The sequence below is a fragment of the Kribbella sp. CA-294648 genome, assembly GCF_050943845.1.
Classification (GTDB): Bacteria; Actinomycetota; Actinomycetes; order Propionibacteriales; family Kribbellaceae; genus Kribbella.
In genome coordinates this window covers 2652222-2668737 of sequence record NZ_CP191981.1, presented here as the reverse complement: position 1 = coordinate 2668737, position 16516 = coordinate 2652222, and the positions used below count along the sequence as shown (strand labels likewise).

At 67.4% G+C, this 16516-nt stretch carries 15 protein-coding genes and 1 tRNA gene; 9 read left to right on the top strand and 7 right to left on the bottom strand.

Annotation, left to right across the window (positions count from 1 at the left end; all coding sequences use genetic code 11):
- Window positions 1–26: 26 nt before the first annotated feature.
- The 3 genes from tenA to ACQPYM_RS12910 all read left to right on the top strand — a co-directional run bounded on the left by tenA (window position 27) and on the right by ACQPYM_RS12910 (window position 2391).
- Complete coding sequence (gene tenA / locus ACQPYM_RS12920; RefSeq protein WP_433019832.1) at window positions 27–692, top strand: thiaminase II; 666 nt, start codon at window positions 27–29, stop codon at window positions 690–692.
- The gene (locus tag ACQPYM_RS12915) at window positions 692–2245 is read left to right on the top strand and encodes a phytoene desaturase family protein (RefSeq protein ID WP_433019829.1); all 1554 of its coding nucleotides are present in this window, start codon (window positions 692–694) and stop codon (window positions 2243–2245) included. The genes tenA and ACQPYM_RS12915 overlap by 1 nt, the downstream gene beginning before the upstream one ends.
- Window positions 2246–2315: 70 nt before the next feature.
- Window positions 2316–2391 (top strand) — tRNA-Lys (locus ACQPYM_RS12910).
- 218 nt (window positions 2392–2609) lie between these two features.
- On the opposite strand, the gene ACQPYM_RS12905 is transcribed toward ACQPYM_RS12910, so the two are convergent.
- On the bottom strand, window positions 2610–4061 hold the full coding sequence (locus tag ACQPYM_RS12905; protein WP_433023263.1) for an AI-2E family transporter: 1452 nt from the start codon (window positions 4059–4061) through the stop codon (window positions 2610–2612).
- Between the two features lie 353 nt (window positions 4062–4414).
- Here ACQPYM_RS12905 and ACQPYM_RS12900 point away from each other — a divergent pair, with 353 nt between their 5' ends.
- The 3 genes from ACQPYM_RS12900 (at window position 4415) to ACQPYM_RS12890 (ending at window position 6514) form a co-directional block, all read left to right on the top strand.
- Window positions 4415–4822: a MerR family transcriptional regulator gene (locus tag ACQPYM_RS12900; protein ID WP_433019826.1), complete on the top strand. Its 408-nt coding sequence runs from the start codon at window positions 4415–4417 to the stop codon at window positions 4820–4822.
- Window positions 4819–5781, top strand: a complete 963-nt coding sequence (locus ACQPYM_RS12895) for an alkylmercury lyase family protein (RefSeq protein WP_433019823.1) — start codon at window positions 4819–4821, stop codon at window positions 5779–5781. Before ACQPYM_RS12900 ends, ACQPYM_RS12895 begins: the two co-directional genes overlap by 4 nt.
- A 190-nt stretch (window positions 5782–5971) precedes the next feature.
- Window positions 5972–6514, top strand: a complete 543-nt coding sequence (locus ACQPYM_RS12890; RefSeq protein ID WP_433019820.1) for a hypothetical protein — start codon at window positions 5972–5974, stop codon at window positions 6512–6514.
- Between the two features lie 244 nt (window positions 6515–6758).
- Here ACQPYM_RS12890 and ACQPYM_RS12885 read toward each other — a convergent pair whose 3' ends face one another.
- From ACQPYM_RS12885 to ACQPYM_RS12865, 5 genes are all read right to left on the bottom strand, one after another.
- The gene (locus ACQPYM_RS12885) at window positions 6759–7619 is read right to left on the bottom strand and encodes an SH3 domain-containing protein (RefSeq protein WP_433019817.1); all 861 of its coding nucleotides are present in this window, start codon (window positions 7617–7619) and stop codon (window positions 6759–6761) included.
- A 991-nt stretch (window positions 7620–8610) separates the two neighbouring features.
- Window positions 8611–9168: a hypothetical protein gene (locus tag ACQPYM_RS12880; RefSeq protein WP_433019814.1), complete on the bottom strand. Its 558-nt coding sequence runs from the start codon at window positions 9166–9168 to the stop codon at window positions 8611–8613.
- 641 nt (window positions 9169–9809) lie between these two features.
- Window positions 9810–10025 (bottom strand): hypothetical protein, encoded by a 216-nt coding sequence (locus ACQPYM_RS12875; protein WP_433019811.1) that lies wholly within the window; start codon window positions 10023–10025, stop codon window positions 9810–9812.
- A gap of 286 nt (window positions 10026–10311) precedes the next feature.
- On the bottom strand, window positions 10312–10872 hold the full coding sequence (locus ACQPYM_RS12870) for a carboxymuconolactone decarboxylase family protein (RefSeq protein WP_433019808.1): 561 nt from the start codon (window positions 10870–10872) through the stop codon (window positions 10312–10314).
- 32 nt (window positions 10873–10904) lie between these two features.
- Window positions 10905–11831, bottom strand: coding sequence for an SDR family oxidoreductase (locus tag ACQPYM_RS12865; protein ID WP_433019805.1), 927 nt, complete (start codon window positions 11829–11831; stop codon window positions 10905–10907).
- A gap of 85 nt (window positions 11832–11916) precedes the next feature.
- Here ACQPYM_RS12865 and ACQPYM_RS12860 point away from each other — a divergent pair, with 85 nt between their 5' ends.
- Window positions 11917–12483: a TetR/AcrR family transcriptional regulator gene (locus ACQPYM_RS12860; RefSeq protein WP_433019802.1), complete on the top strand. Its 567-nt coding sequence runs from the start codon at window positions 11917–11919 to the stop codon at window positions 12481–12483.
- Between the two features lie 194 nt (window positions 12484–12677).
- Here the strand turns inward: ACQPYM_RS12860 and ACQPYM_RS12855 are convergent, their stop codons facing one another.
- Window positions 12678–13736, bottom strand: coding sequence for a phosphotransferase family protein (locus ACQPYM_RS12855; protein ID WP_433019799.1), 1059 nt, complete (start codon window positions 13734–13736; stop codon window positions 12678–12680).
- Window positions 13737–14074: 338 nt separating this feature from the next.
- Between ACQPYM_RS12855 and ACQPYM_RS12850 the strand changes: the two genes are divergently transcribed.
- Both ACQPYM_RS12850 and ACQPYM_RS12845 read left to right on the top strand, forming a co-directional pair.
- A complete protein-coding gene (locus tag ACQPYM_RS12850) occupies window positions 14075–15718 on the top strand; it encodes an alpha/beta hydrolase (protein ID WP_433019797.1) in 1644 nt (547 codons plus the stop codon).
- A 43-nt stretch (window positions 15719–15761) separates the two neighbouring features.
- Entirely contained in the window at window positions 15762–16490 is a 729-nt protein-coding gene (locus ACQPYM_RS12845) for a MerR family transcriptional regulator (RefSeq protein WP_433019794.1), read from the top strand.
- The last annotated feature ends 26 nt before the right edge of the window (window positions 16491–16516 follow it).

Sequence of the window (16516 nt, the reverse complement as noted above, 5' to 3'; positions counted from 1 at the left end):
GTCGCAGTCGAGCTGGAGGAGCAGGGATGACGTTTTCCGCGGAGCTGTGGGAGTCCGGTGCCGCCAAGGTGTACGGCGACATCGTGCGGCATCCCTTCATCACCGGGCTGACCGACGGGACGTTGCCGCACAGCGCCTTCCGCTACTTCATCGTGCAGGACAGTCACTATCTGCGCTCGTACTCGCGTGCTCTCGCACTGGTCGCCGCCAGAGCCGTGGACGAGGATGCGGTCAGCATGTTCGCCCGCCACGCCGCCGACGCCATCGAGGTCGAGCGGGAGCTCCACAGCTCACTGCTGGGCTCACTGGGCCTCACCTCGGCCGACGTCGACTCTGTCGGCTCCGGACCGACCACCACGGCGTACATGTCCTACCTGACGGCCGTCTGCGCGACCGGGACGTACGCCGAGGCGGTGGCGACCGTGCTGCCTTGCTACTGGATCTACCGCGACGTGGGACGCGAGTTGCTCAAGCACTCCTCGCCGGACCCGGTCTACGCCGAGTGGATCGCGGCGTACGGCTCAGAGGAGTTCGATGCGGTCGTAGAGTCGGTACTGGCAGTGACAGACCGGCTCGGCGCCGAGGTGGGGCCGGGTGAGCGGAGCCGTTGCCACCAGCACTTCGCCACCACCACCAGGTACGAGTGGATGTTCTGGGACGCCGCGTACCGCGAACTGGATTGGCCGGTCTGATGAAGGACTTCTACGACGTCGTGATCGTCGGCGGAGGCCACAACGGCCTCGTCGCGGCTTCGTACCTCGCCGGTGCCGGGCTGAGCACGCTAGTACTCGAGCAGCAAGGCCACACGGGCGGCGCAGCGGTCAGCCAGCAGGTGTTCCCGGGTGTCGACGCCCGCCTCTCGCGGTACTCGTACCTGGTCAGCCTGCTCCCCGACAAGATCGTGGCCGACCTAGGCCTCTCCCTGGAGCTCAGGTCTCGCTCCGTGGCGTCGTACACCCCTGTACGCCGGGACGGGCGCGACCTGGGCCTCATGGTCGAGCGACCCGAGGGGGCAGCCACCCGCGCGTCCTTTGCGGCCCTGACCGGCAGCGACTCGGAGTACGAGGCCTGGACGTCTTTCTACGACGCTGTCGCCTCGCTGGCGGGTGTACTCGCGCCGACGCTCCTGGAGCCGCTTGTGCCGGCTTCAGAGATCCGCAAGCGAGTGGACCCTGCTCTGTGGGCCGCGCTGGTCGAGAGGCCGTTCGGCGAGGTCGTGGAGCACCTGTTCAAAGACGACACCGTACGAGGCGTCGTGGCGACCGACGCGGTCATCGGCACCTTCGCCGGGCTGCATGACGAGTCGCTGATCCAGAACCGCTGCTTCCTCTACCACCTGATCGGCAACGGCACCGGCGAGTGGCGGGTGCCTGTCGGCGGGATGGGCGCAGTCACAGACGCACTGGCCGGCTCTGCCCGTCGCGCCGGCGCCTCGCTGGTGGTCGACGCTTCGGTGACCTCCGTCGAGGCCGACGGCAAGCGGGCGGCTGTCACCTGGCTAGGTGGCGACGGGGAGCGATCAGTCGACTGCTCCTATGTGCTGGCCAATGTCGCGCCTGCGACGCTTGCGGCTCTCCGCGGACGACCGGCCGGCGAGAAGCCGGAGGGGTCCCAGCTGAAGATCAACCTGCTGCTCTCCCGGCTCCCCCAGCTGCGCTCCGGTGACGACCCGACGCGAGCCTTCGCCGGCACCTTCCATATCGACGAGGACTACGGCCAGCTCGAGACGGCGTACCGGTCGGCCGCGGACGGCGTACTGCCTTCCGTGCCACCCTCCGAGGTCTACTGCCACTCCCTCACCGACCCGTCGATCCTCAGCCCCGATTTGGTTGCCTCCGGCCACCAATCCCTGACCGTCTTCGGTGTCCACTTCCCCACCCGCCTGTTTGCCTCCGACAACGACGCCGTTCGCGCCGAGTCGGTACGCCGGGTGCTGGCCGGCCTGGAGTCGTACCTGGCCGAACCACTCGAACCGTGCATCGCCCGCGACGCCGACGGCAACCTGTGCATCGAGGCCAAGACCCCACTGGACATCGAGGAATCCGTCGGCATGCCAGGCGGCCACATCTTCCACGGCGACCTCCAGTGGCCCTGGTCCGACGACGATTCCGAGGCCGGCCGCTGGGGGGTCGAGACCGACGTCGCCAACCTCCTGATCTGCGGCTCCGGCGCCCGCCGCGGCGGCGCCGTCAGCGGAATCGCCGGCCACAACGCGGCCATGGCCGTCCTCGACCTCCACCCCTGACGAACCGATTTCGCATCCACCCAAAACCCCTGCTACGATCCTCTTCGTTCGAAAGCAACAAAAGAAACATGCGCCGCTAGCTCAATTGGCAGAGCAGCTGACTCTTAATCAGCGGGTTCGGGGTTCGAGTCCCTGGCGGCGCACCAACACGAAGGCCCAGGCAGACATCGCAATCTGCTCCTGGGCCTTCGTGTTGTCAGCGTGACCTTTACGCGACCCTTTGCCTCTGGGCGGCACCGCACGGACCTTTTTGCCGAAGCCTGAGTCCGATGCTCCGCGACGGCCGGCCCACGCCGTCGCAGCCACCAACGCCCGTGGGTGGACCGGTGCGATAGCGATCGCTGCGACCGCGATGGACCTCGACTTACGGTGGCGGCATTCCAGCGGGCGGTGGGTCTGTGTCGCCGGCTGGGTTTTCTGGTTCGGTGGATCGGGACCGAGTGGGCAACCAGCGCCGGACCCGCCTGCCAAGCCAGGCGATGGCGGCGGGTGGACTTGCCTTTGTGGGGGGCAGGTGGGGGGTGGATACGGGCCCGGACGGCTGGGCGCGCAGTACTGCAGCAGTGGGGGTCCCCCAGGGTTCCATCATCAGATGACGTCGCAGGTAGATCGCGGTTTCGCGGGCGACCGCGGCCAGCGGCAGCGCGATGAGGGCGCCGGTGATGCCGTGCAGGTGGCCGCCGAGCAGGAGCGAGAACAGCACGATCAACGGGTTGATCCGCAGGGTGTGGCTGAAGACCTGCGGGGCCACGATGTGGCCCTCGAGTTGCTGCAGCACGATGAACAGGATCAGCAGCCACAGTGCGGTCAGCGGTTCCCCCTGGAACAGTGCGACCAGCAGCGCTGGTGTCGCACCGAGGACAGGTCCGAGGTACGGGATCAGCTCCATCAGTCCGTAGAACACACCGAAGAACACCGCGTAGGTCTTTCCGGCCGGGAAGATCCCGAACACCCCGAACAGCCACAGCGAGATCCCGGCGGACAGGCCCATGATGAAGCTGAAGGTGAGTTGGCCGCGGACATAGCCGGAAACCGCTCGCTGGATCCGGACCGGGTAGTCGTCCTCGATGCTGCCGTCACCGGATGGCATCAGGTCGCGGGCCAGGGCCCCGATCTGCTGGCCGTAAAGCAGCATGTAGATCGCGATCACCAGGATCAGGATCAACTTGAAGCCGGCCTCGACGATCATCGTGACCAGATCCCGGGTGAAAGCGACAACGTCACCAGAACCCCGCAGGATCGACGCCTGCAAGGTTTCGAGCGCCGTCTCGCCCGGCCGTTTCACCTGGATGCCGATGCCGCGCTCGTCCAGCCAGCGCTGCAGATCCGCCAGCGACGCGTTCGCCGAACCGATCAACCGGGGCAGATCGGACTGGAACTCCGACACCTGCGCAGCGACCGGCCGGACCAGCAACGCGACCGCACCGGCCAGTACCGCGAAGAACGCCACGAACACGACACCGATCGCGAGCCCCCGCGGCACCCGGCCCCGCTCCAGCAGGACCACCATCGGATTGATGATCAGTGCCAATACGGCGGCGATCAAGAAGAGCACCAGCACCGGCGCGGCCGCCCGTGCCAGCATCGTCACAGCGAACAGCGCGACGGCAACCACGACCGCCTGCACCCACCGCGGCACCACCACTGGCTCCACCCGGGCAGTTGTCGGCCCGTCGTCGAGCGGAACCGGTACGGAGTCTTCCGGCACGACGTCATCCGCGGACTGTTCGATCAGCGAATCGGCAGGCGGCGAGTCCTGGCCGGTGAGCCGCGGCGCCGACAGATCGTCGATGGGCTCGTCGTACTCACCGGGCATCGCATCCACCGCCCCAACTCCTGGCCCCAGCGGGCGCCGCGACCCGGCGACCCGGTACCCACCCCGGCCGGAGCGCACCAGTTTCACCAGACGTCCGAACAACCCCGCCGCAGCCCGGACTCGAGCGCGGCGTCCCACCGCAGAAGTTGCCCCAAGCTCGCTAGTTCCGCAGCTCGTCGCGGAGACGATCCAAGAGGTAGCTCGAGTCGAGTTCTGGGCGGCGGGCAGTCGAGGTCCGCGGGACAGAACCATCATGACCAGCCAGTCGCCAACCCAGGCCCATTCAGCCTCGACGGCGTGACGAAACGATGGGCTTGACTCCGTAGTTGGGTCCAGGGTTGACGATGGGTGGTATGCGAACCAGTGAGCTGGCCCGTGAGGCTGGGGTGAACACCGAGACGCTGCGGTACTACGAACGCCGCGGGCTGCTCGTCAAGCCGCCCCGTACGCCGGGCGGCTACCGCGACTACCCACCGAGCACGGTCGGGCTGCTGCGGTTCATCAAGCGCGCCCAGGAGCTCGGCTTCACTCTCGACGAGGTCGAGGAACTGCTCCACCTCGATACCGGTGGTCCGGACGCCTGTGACGCGGCCCGAGCATTGGCCGAGCATCGGCGCGCCGACCTGGCGGCGCGGATCCGCGACCTGCAACGGATGCATGACTCGCTGGCCGACCTGGTCGCCACCTGTGAGCTGCCCCGCGCCGACCGCAGCTGCGCACTGCTCGAAGCGATCGACCACCGCCCGGAGGTGACCCGATGAGGCTCGAAGTCCTGCACGTCCCCGACTGCCCCAACCTTCCACCGATGCTGCAACGACTCGCCGACATCACCGACGTACCTGTCGCCACCCGGCTCATCGAGACCGACGCCGATGCCGCCCGGTTCGGCATGGCTGGCTCACCGACCCTGCTGATCAACGGAACGGACCCGTTCACCGTCGTCGGCGACCCCGCAGGCAGCCTGTCGTGCCGGCTCTACCACGACGAAACCGGGCGGATCGTGCCTGCTCCGTCGGTCGACCAGTTGCGCGCCGCGATCACCACCGCCGTCGGGGCGGACCAGACGCCGTCGCCGTCGCCTGCGGAGGTGCTGAGCCAGTGGCGGACCCGCGCGCAGCCGCTGGACCCGGTCGAGAACGCGGTGCATCAGGCGATTTTGCGGAGCTTCGCGGTTACTGGACGGGCGCCGGTCCCCCGCGATCTGGAGCAGATCGCGGCGGGCAGCGGCCGTACTGCGGCCGAGTTGCTCACCGCGCTGCATGCGGTCGATGCGATCCGGCTCTCTGCCGTCGGTCAGATCGCGGTCGCGTACCCGTTCTCTGCCACACCGACCCGGCACCGCGTCCGCATTGGCAGCCCGACCAATGGAGTCGACGTCTATGCGATGTGCGCGATCGACGCACTCGGCATCGCCGCTATGACCGGGCACAACACGCTGATCGAGTCCGTCGACGTCACCAGCGGCCGCCCAATCACGGTCACCACGCGCGACGGTGTGACGAACTGGAATCCGCAGCAGGCGGTGGCTTTCGTCGGCGCCGATGAAAGCGGCGGGCCGTCGGCGGACTGCTGCTGCGACTACCTCAACCTGTTCACCGACCAGGCAGCCGCAAAGACCTGGACCGAGACCCACCCCCACGTCCCAGGACAGATCCTGACCCCGGCCGAGGCCGAAGACCTCGCCCGGCGCCTGTTCGGCCATCTGCTCACAACCAACTGACCGACAACGACCACGCGGTCTCAAAGGCCGAACGCACTGAGATCTGCAACCTGCGAAGCGGCGTCGAACTCGGCTGGAAGGCCAGCCGACGTGCTCCGGCATCACACTCCAAGGTCTTGACCTCGGACCCACGTACGGGGTCAAGCATCGAATGACAGCTATCCTCACGCGGCGAATCCAAGAGGCCCCCATGAACGACTCCTCCTCAGCCACCCTGCAATCCACGCCCGAACGCAGCCGACGCCAGATCGGCCCGGTGGGCACCACCGCCCGGCTCGCCCTGGGTGGCTACCTGATCTGGACCCTGATCGATCCACCCTTCCCCAGCGGAATCTCGCCCTGGTCGATCGCCACGGGACTGATCGTGCTCCCGAGCCTGTTCACCGGCTGGCAGTGGCTGCGCGCCAGGAAAAGCCCGGCACCACTGGCAGCGACCGGCCCGGTCGCCACCGTGGTCAACTTCGCCGGGTTCCTCGTCCTCTACCTCACCCCGGTCTACGCGCCGCCACTGGCCTGGACCCAAGACGCCGCCGTGATCTTCTACGGCCTCGCCATGCTGCTCGCCGCGATCCGCGGCTACGCCGGCTGCGAAGTCTTGACCATCTCCAACTGGCTCCTACACCGCGACGACCACATCGGCTGCCTCATCTTCTCCCCCATCGACCAACTCGAACACCGCTGGACTCCCAAACTCGCCCTCACCCAGCCACCACCGTGCTGGAAGAAACGCTAGCCACCCAACGCCTGCAACCTGCCCGAATCAGTGCCAACCCCAACCCACAGCACTACGGCAAACGGCGATCGATCCACCTAAGAACTGGCCGCACCCACTGGCTCACCGTCACGGCGGGACTGCCGGTCAGTGCCCGGACTGCTGCTCGACTGCTCGAGCGAGCGTCAGCCCGATGCCTCTACGGCGGTCTCGGATCCGGGCTCGATCGTCCGGCTGGCGCCTCGTACGCAAGTCGAACCGCTGCTCAGGCGGTGCCAGAGTTGCCGTAGACGGAGACGTGGACGTGATCCTCGTGGTTGGCCGTGGGACCGCCGCGGTCTTCCATCGAGCGCCAGCCATCGCTACTGCGCTGGACCGTCCAGATGCGCTGGCTGTAGATCAGTTCGCTGATGCCGAGCTTCTTGCGGTTGGCCCGCAGCCAGTCGGCGACTTCTTGGCCTTCGGAACCGCTGACCATTACATCCAGCCCCCGGCCACTGGAGTGCTCGCTGCCGGAGTCGCCCGAGCGCAGACCGCCGTAGGAGGTGATGTTGGGGAACTTGTTGCAGACCGCTCGGTGCACCCGGACGGCATCGGCGGTGAGGCCGTTCTCGACCGAAGAGCCCGACTTGCAGGCTTCCAGGGAAATACCGCCTACCACGCCGGCGGCCGGCTTGGTGGCGGACAGGTACTGCGCCTTCACCCAACGGACCACGCCATCGCGGACGACCTGGGCCCAGATTCCATCGACCTCGCCCGTGACGGCGACCTTGCTGCCCTTCGCCAGGACAGTCAGCAGGCTGCCGGTGCCGCCCGCCGCGGACCAGACGTTCACGTCGGTGGTGGTGTACTTGCTGCCCGCGATCTTGACCGGCGGAAGGTTCTTCGCCCCCTCCGCCGCCCTCGTCTTGGCCGACGTCTTCGGGATCGGGGCTTGCTTCTTCAGGTGCTTCGCGACAGGTTTCGCAGCCTGACCGGGGTCGACGTCGACCGGCGGGCGAAGAGCGTCCCGGCTCGCCGGCGCCTCACGCTTCGACTGCAGGGACGAACTGGCGCTGACCGCCTCCCTGGCCGAGGGAGCGTGGTCGACGAAGGCGACCGCCGTACCGGTGGCCATCACAGCCATCGCCGCACCGGGGACGGCAATCTTCACGATGTTGGGACGGACCAACTTCGGGCGCGGTTGACGGTGTTGCGCCTGCCTGTGCCGTCCTTCAGCCACTGAAGCTCCACCCAATCTGGCGGGATCGACCCGTTATCGATCGGTGGAGTCAAGCACACTTCCTCGCAGAGCTCCCAGCTGAGCCGGAGTTTTAACGAAGTACGAACATCTTGGGCTCTGGACGGCTCAGAAGCCGTTGCGGAACCAAGGTGTAGCCGCGGCCCCGGACTGATCCATCTTCCTCACCGCGAGGCCGCGTGCTCCAGCACGTCGATGACGGCATTCGTGCAGTGCGAGCGCGTCAGGTCGGGCGCCTTGAGGACATGCTCGGTGGTCTCCGTACCGGCTTGACGATATGCGAACCAGAGAGCTGGCCGGGTAGCCGTCCCACCTCAACGCGTTGAGGCAACGCCCGTCAGCGCCCGTTCGCCGGGTAGCTGCTCAACCGCCGGGGCCGGCGCCAACTGGTCTGGGCCGAGCAGATCGCCCGCGGACTCGTCAGCGAGTTCGGCGGGGGAACGTTCCGGACCCACAAGGAGATCAAGGCACTGTTCCCCAACCAGGTCCTCGTCGAGCCCGGTCTCGTGCAGTGCGACGACTGGCCAATAAAGACAGGCAACTGCAATCGCAACTGGGTCGAGAAGTGCTCCGTCGGAGCCGTCGGCCGAAAGATCTGAGCAGGGTAATCGCAGCCCATCTGCTCCGTAGGCGGCCGCCGAAAGCAGCAAAACCCCTCGCGATCTTCCAAGCCGGACACCATCCGTCGGGTCCTGGATGCGGTTGAAAGCAAGAGCAGCTACCTCCGCGCTGCAAGCAGTGCAGCGCTAGGCGCTGCTCGAACCCGAAGCCGTGAGCAACAAAGCTGCCTCAGACCCTGCCGATCTGCTGTCCTTCCGTCGTCCGCCGGCCGAGTCCCTGAACTGGAGAACCACACCTGGATCAGTGGGATCCTGGCTCATCGCCAGTTCGGGTTGTCGCTCGGCCGGAACCTTCCGAAGAGAGACTCGTACTCGTCGCCCGCTTCACTGACCACCAGGTAATCCGGTTCGGTCCTGGCCACCGCGTCCCGCAGCCGGGCGAGGAGCTCGGGTACAGGCACGTCGCGCAGTGCCAGATCCGCTGCGACGCGGGCCCGGTGCGTGGCAATCTCGGGCTCTTCACTGACCATGTCCCTTTCGAGGAGCCGATGGGCGGCTTCCATGGCATCCAAGCTGCCTCCACCTGAGAACTTCAGGCAGTCCTGCCACGCGACCAGACCAGTGATGATCTCCAGCGCAGCTTGCAAGTCATCAGCGATCAGGCCAGCCTGACCTTCGGAGCTCGCGAAAACGACAGGCCGATGCCCATCCCCGCCACGGCACAGGAAAAAGGTTCCGCCGGAGCCGTCACCAGCGATGGCCTCCAACGACGCTCCCGAGGCCACCCGGACCGCTTCGCCGTGTTCGTTGCGGGAGACGCTGAACTCGAACGACGAGTCCAGCAGGTCGGCGAGGCCTGGGGTGTCCCGGATCAACGCGAGCAGGTCATCGGTCGAGGTCACGGCGCCAACGCTAACAAGAGCCGCTGTGAGACCCAATCCCACAAACGAAAGCGCCTCCCTCGAAAGCGAGAAAGGCCTCGCCGGTACGACGGTGGGGCCGGCAGTCGCTGCGGAGACAGCAGGCCGCTGAGCCCACGACGTCCGGATGGACCGGCGGACCGCCCGATCGACGTTCGCGGCCAACAGGTCAGTGAAGACTAGTTGACTGAACTCTTCCGGGCGCCAGTTGGTGCTACAGCCGATCTTGGAGTCGCGGCGACGCGCAACCTCGCGGTACGGGTGCGGTACGGGCAGAGACACGTCGGCGACAACTCGTACTGTCGCGACACATTCAGCAGGCGGGCGCGAGCCTGCTCGCGACATCTCTCTCGGAGGACTGATGAAGGTACGTGCACTGGGGGCTGCGGCTCCGACGGCACCCAATTCCCGACGGTCGACCTCGACAGCGGCCGGCGAATCAAATCGTTGAGCCTGAAGGTGTGCGTCTACACAGCAGCGCTCGGCAACATGAAGTGTGAGACCAGTAATGTCCGGCACGACTGCGGGGACCTGCTCGGCGGACCAGTTTGCCCGATCGGCGTCTGCCGTGATCAGGCACGGGCCCAAGAACCGCCTCAAGACTCACCCCACGACAGCGTCCAGCTCGCGGCGAACAACGCCGCGTGCAGCGCCTGGTAGATCAGGTCCTCACCGACGACACGCTCGGGCTCGGGCTCGTCCTCGTACAGATGGCAGTGCCGGGAGACTGGGAACCGGCGCCATTCAAGAGTGGGCGGTATTCCGGTCCGCCTTGGGGCAAGCGTGGATTGGATCACTGGCTCTGGGTTCATCAGCAGTGTCTCGAAGTGCGCGGCTACCCCGTCGTACCGTGGTTCCACGGATCTGGCCTCAGGACTTCATCCGGTACTGAGGTTCCTACGGGCATGGGTACCGGCCGTCGCGAACCTGTGCGGCAATCGGTCCGGTGCGGATCGGGCCGTCCTTGCAGCCGCGCCAGACGTCGTCGTCCCACTGGCACCAAGTTTCACACGGTCACCTGCGAAACTGTCCCAGCCCACGAAAGATTTCCCGCGGGCTGGGGCAGTTCCACTCAAGGTTCCTTGTGTAACCGCCCGGCTAGGCTTGGACGGCTGTCCGCGGCTCGACGACGACCGGCCAATCGTTTTCCACGTCGGTGAGCACGTTGAAGTAGTTGGTCAGCACGTTGAGCGCGATGTGGCCGACGACTTCGCCGATCTCGGCATCGGTCACGCCGGCTGCCCGGGCGTTCTCGATCTGGTCGGGTGCGACGCGGCCACGCGTGCGCAGGATCGCGTCGGACAGGGTGAGCAGCGCGCTCGTGTGCGGGTCGGCGGACTTCGCATCGCGCGCCGCGTCCAGCTCTGAAGCGGGTAGCTTGCCGACAGCGCCACCGATGTAGGTGTGCGCGGACAGGCAGTAGTTGCAGCCGTTTGTCTCGGCTGTCGCGATCGCCAGCTGCTCGCGCCTCCCGGCGTTGATCGTGCCGGTGGCGAGCGCGCCGGACAGTGCCAGGTAACCGCGCAGCAGAGCCGGGCTGTTCGCCATCATCTTCGTCATGTTCGGCGTGGTGCCAAAGGCTTTCTGGACCTGGTCGAGCAGCTCCTTTGCGGCCCCGGTGGCGCTGGCGGGCTCGACGGCGGTGAGGGTGGTGGTCATTGCGTCTCCTCGTTGATGATTCTGATGAATAACTACGGCTGCGTGGTGGCAGAGGTGTGGAAGTAGTGGCCCATGTCGAGATCTTGCAGAAGGCCGGGCTGGGTTGGCCGCCAGTCCAGCAGCTCCCGGGTCAGGGTGTTCGACGCCGAGACGTCGAGGTCGAGGAAGGCGCCTAGCCAGGTGAAGTGCTCGGAGGCGATCTCGGGATTGACGGCCGTGACCGGCACGTCCAGGAGACGGCCGATCACCTCCGCGATGTCGCGGAGCGGGATGCCCTCCTCTGCAACGCCGTGAAGCACCGATCCGGCGGGTGCCTTCTCGACGGCCAAGCGGAACAGCCGCGCGGCGTCGAGGCGGTGGACGGCCGGCCAGCGGTTGGAGCCGTCGCCGATGTGACCGGAGACGCCCTTGGCTCGGGCGATGGCGACCAGGGCCGCCACAAAGCCGTGGTCTCCTTCGCCGTGGCAGGTCGGGGACACCCGTACGACGGATGAGCGCACACCGCGCGAGGCGAGTGCCAGTACTGCTTGTTCGGTGGCCATTCGGATCGACAGCGGTGAGCCGTCGATCATGGGCATGTCCCGCTCGGTCGCCAGACGACCCGGCTCGAAGCCGGCCAGGCCGGACGCGACCACGAAGGGGCGGTCAGTGCCTGCCAGCGCGTCGCCGAAGACATCGACGGCGCGGCGATCGGCCTCGGCGGCGCCCTGGTAGTCGCCGGTGAAGCCGATGTCGTGCTTGAAGGCGAGGTGGATCACCGCATCCGATGCGGCGGCCGCGTCCCGCAGGACGTCGAGGTCGTCGAGGGTGCCGCGGACGGCCTCTACTCCGGCGGCGGTCAGGGCGGTGGCGGAGGCGTCGGACCGTGCGAGCCCGAAGACCTTGTGCCCCGCATCGACGAGTTCGGTAACGACGGCGGAGCCGATCCAGCCGGTCGCGCCGGTCACAAAGATGCGCATGACGATTCCAATCCGTTGATGTCAGTGCCTGTCATCAACGCTAACACAACGATGTCAGTCACTGCCATCACGTAGGATCTGTCGCATGAGTAGATGGGAGCCGAACGCGCGCGGACGCCTGGCGAAAGCGGCGTTGGAGCTCTACAGCGAGCGCGGCTACGAGCAGACCACCGTGGCCGAGATCGCCAAACGGGCCGGGCTCACGGAGCGGACCTTCTTCCGGCACTACGCCGACAAACGCGAGGTGCTGTTCGACGGCTCCGACATCCTGAAGGTGCTGTTCGCGAGCGCAGTCGCCGAAGCTCCGGAATCCGCAGCCCCGATCGACGTGGTAGCGGCTGGCCTTGAAGCGGTCTCCACCGCGTTCGTCGACCGCCGCGAACACTTCCGCCGGCGACAGGCCGTCATCGTGGCCAACGCGGAACTCCAGGAGCGCGAGCTGATCAAGCTCGCCTCGTTGTCAGCCGCGCTTACCGACGCTCTGCACGGACGTGGTGTTGCGGAGCCGGCCGCGAGCCTGACCGCCGCGGCCGGGATCGCCGTCTTCAAGGTTGGCTTCGAGCGATGGATCGCCGCGGACGAGGAACGCGAGATGTCGCGGCTGATGCGGGAATCGCTGGACGAGCTCAAGGCCGTGACTGCGGGCGGCTAGGAGTCGTCGCCCGCCCGACGGGATCCTTCACCTGCTGGGCCACCGCACCTGTGCTCCCGCGCCCAACCGGTTGGATCACCACAGCGTCGTGAGGCCAAACCAGACCGGATCGCCCACGACTCAACGATCTGGCACGGCCGCCCGCGACATCCACGGACGGCAGACCCAGCACAACGGCACTTCTATAACAGGGCCTAGTACCAAGGGCGGGTGTCGTGGTCGGGCAGCGGCCGCAGTTTCGGCCAGCGTTTCAACAGGCGCACTGCCAGGGTGGAGCTGAGGCGGCCCACGGCGTGCAGGTGGTCGTGGTCGCGGGTCATGTCGGCGACTACGCCGAGGCGGTGGACCAGTCGTTCGCGGGCGGAGATGTAGCCCCACTCGAAGTCCTCGGTGGGTACTCGAGCGAGCTGGTCGACCGTCCCGCGGTGGGCTCGCTCGACGAGCGCGTCTCCCTGAATCAGCCAGCCGGTGCATGCGTCGGCGAGGTCGCCCGGCACATCCCTGCCGGTGAGGTCGTGCCAGGTGGTCCGATAGATGTCCTCGACCTCCCCGAGCGGGGCCGCGTTGACCGACATCGCGCACCAACAGGTGGGGAAGCCGATGCGGAAGTACGCGAGTTCGACCAGTCCGTTGCCCAACGAAGCCCGTTCGAAGTCGACGAAACGGACACCGTCGGTGGTGCGCAGATCGTTGCCGGGGCACGGGTCGCCGTGCAGCAGCGCATGATGCGGAGTGGGGTCCAACCGGTCCAGGAGGGCGGTGAGTTCATCGAGCACCGCGGACGGGACGGGCACGTCGAGCGCCCGGGCCAGGGCGAGGAAGGACTCCGCGTCCGCGGCCGTGGGCCCTGACCAGGCCGGGAGCGCGCCCTCGTCGGCGGGTCCGGTCAGGGCGTGCAGTCGGGCGAGCGACTCGGCGTACCCCGGCATCCAGTCATCCGTCTTGCCGAGGTCGTCCAGGTGCTCGAGGACCATCACCCGCGCGGGCAGGTCCGTGGCGAGCACCGCGGGAGCCACGGCAGGCCCGATCGCCCGCCCCGCCAGGCGAAGCCCGGCGACCTCCCGCGCGAAGCGCTTGTCCGCGTCGGCGCCCGTGTCCCCGCCGTCGGTGATCTGCTTGACGATCACCAAACTCCGGTCGGCAAGCCGGACCCGCCACACCCGTGACCGCGGACTGCTGTCCAGAAGCTTGCTCCATTTGGGGATGCCCACGGCGGAGCGCAGCGCTTCGTCGAACGGAAGCCGGTTCAGCATGCGGACGAGCCTAGCCGTAGCTCGTACGCATGCGAGCGCCATGGCCTGGGCCGGTCCCAGTTCTAACAGGCCCTAGGTGGGGTCGGGATCGATCGGGGGCGGGTGGCAATTGCCGACGTTCTCGCGACCGCGGATCCTTCACTCCCTGAGTCGTTGAGCTGCCAACCACTGACCAGGTTGGAGGCTTGAGATGCCAAGGCCGACCTCCACTGGGCTTTCGCCGTCGCCCGAAGGGACGCCATCGAGGACGTGAACACCTCGCCACCTTAGGGATTTGACCGTGCCCTAGGGGCACGGTCTGGAGTGGGCTCGTGGACGAACGAGAGAGAGGACCGAAGATGCGTTATCGACGAGTCGCTCGTGTGGGTCTGGCATTGGTGGTCACGGCTGGTCTCGGCGGGACGTTGATCACCGCTGCGCCGGCGATCGCTGAAGAGGCCAGGACTCCCCTTGCCGCTGCCGAGCCGGTGAAGCTGGCCTGGGGCAAGTGTCCGACCGGTGTGGCGCCTGGGGCTCCGCAGTTGCAGTGCGCGAGGGTGCCGGTGCCGCTGGACTACTCCGAGCCTGACGGCCGGAAGATCGAGATCGTGATCTCCCGGCTGGCCAGTGCGAAGCCGGCCAAACGGCGAGGTGTTCTGCTGCTCAACCCGGGTGGTCCGGGCGGAGCAGGTTTGTCACAGCCCGCTGACCTCGTCGCGTTGGGACTACCGGCGACCGTCTCCGCGGCGTACGACCTGATCGGCATGGATCCCCGCGGCGTCGGCCACTCGTCCCCGGTGAGCTGCGGTTTCCTGGCCGACGACGAGTACGCCGCCAACATCCCGCCGTACGCCGGGAACTCGGCCGCCGTCGCCAAGCAGGCCAAGATCGCCAAGCGGGTGGCCGCTCAGTGCGCCGCCAACGACAAGCACGGGTTGCTACCGCATATTTCGACGGCCAACACCGCCCGCGACCTGGACCGGATCCGGATCGCGCTCGGCGAGCAGAAGATCAGCTTCTTCGGAGCCTCCTACGGTTCGGCGCTCGGCTCGGCCTATGCCTCGATGTTCCGCGAGCGGACCGACCGGATCGTGCTGGACAGCAACGCCGGCACCACCTCGCTGGACCGTGCCGCCGTCCGGCGATTCGGCCTCGGCTTGGAGCTGCGGTTCCCGGATTTCGCGAAGTTCGCGGCTGAGCGCCACGCCGGCTACGGCCTCGGCCGGACCCCGGCCGAGGTGCGAAGGAACTTCTTCGCCCTGGCCGAGCAGCTGGATCGCAAGCCCGTCGACGGAATCGACGGCGCGACCTTCCGGCTCTATATGTTCGCCTCGTCGTACGGCGAGGCGAGGTTCCCGGTGATGGCCCAGATCTGGCAGTCACTGGCCAGCTCCGACGACGCCGCCGTCCGGCTGCGCCAGCGGACGGACAGCCGGATGCCAGAGGTCCTCGCCCTGCCTGGGTTGAGCGCCGGCCGAGCCACCCAAGGCGCGGCACAGTCGCCGCACGACAATGCCTTCTCCGCGTTCCTTGCAGTCACCTGCAACGACACGGCCTGGCCCACGGACGTCGCGACGTACCAGCGAGATGTCGCCAAGGATCGCAAGCGCTTCCCGATGTTCGGTGCCGCCAGCGCGAACATCACCCCGTGCGCCTACTGGCCGCGGCCGGCCGAACCGCCCGTGCGGATCACGAAGGACGGACCGGCCAACGTCCTGATCCTGCAGAACCTGCGTGACCCCGCCACCCCGCATCTCGGTGGAGTGCTGCTGCGCAAGGCTTTCGGGGACCGGGCCCGGCTGGTGAGCGTCGACGCGGGTGAACACGGCGTCTACGTGTACGACGACAACCCGTGCGCACTCAACCTGACCACCACCTATCTGGTCGACGGAACGCTGCCCAGGCGGGACACGTTCTGCTCGGCATCGACGCAGTCGGGGCTGAACCTCGACGCGGCGGCCCAGCGAACGCGCGCCGCCGTACTCGACCGGCTGCATCGCTGAGCCAGTAGCGTCGAAGGCAACCGACGTACGGAAGGGATGAGCCGTGGCGTGGAGTACGCGTCAGGTCGCGGAGCTGGCCGGGACGACCGTGAAGGCTGTGCGGCACTACCACAAGGTCGGCCTGCTCGATGAGCCCGAGCGCGACACCAACGGGTACAAGCGCTACGGCGTCCCTCACCTGGTACGGCTGTTGCGGATCCGGCGGCTGTCCGACCTCGGAGTGTCGTTGGCGCAGATCGCGGCGATGGGTGACGCCGACGAACATCCGCAAGAGGCGTTGCGCCTCCTGGACGCCGAACTCGCCGCCGCGGTCGACCGGATCCAGCGCGTCCGGGCCGAACTGGCCCTGATCCTGCGCCAGAGCCTGCCGACCGATCTACCGGCCGACCTGGCAGCGATCGCGGACAACTTCTCCGAGGCCGACCGCCGGCTGATGGTGGTGTACAGCCGGGTGGCCGGCCCGGCCGGTCTCGAGGCCTATCGACGGATGCTGGCCGAGTACCGACGTGCACCCGCCGATGCCGAGTTCGATCAGTTGCCGACCGACGCCGACGAAAACACCCGGCGCGACCTGGCGGAGCGGCTCCTCCCCCACGCCATCGGAGTACTCGGCAAGCATCCCGACGTACTCAGCACCCAGCAGCAGGCGCCCGGGGGAACCGGTCACATGGCCCACACCCTCGCCACCGCCATGACCGAGATCTACAACGCGGCGCAGCTGGACGTGCTCGTCCGAATCGGAAAGGAACTACGCCGGCGAGAGGAGGGATAGCCAGTCAGCTGGGGGTTCGCCTGGGC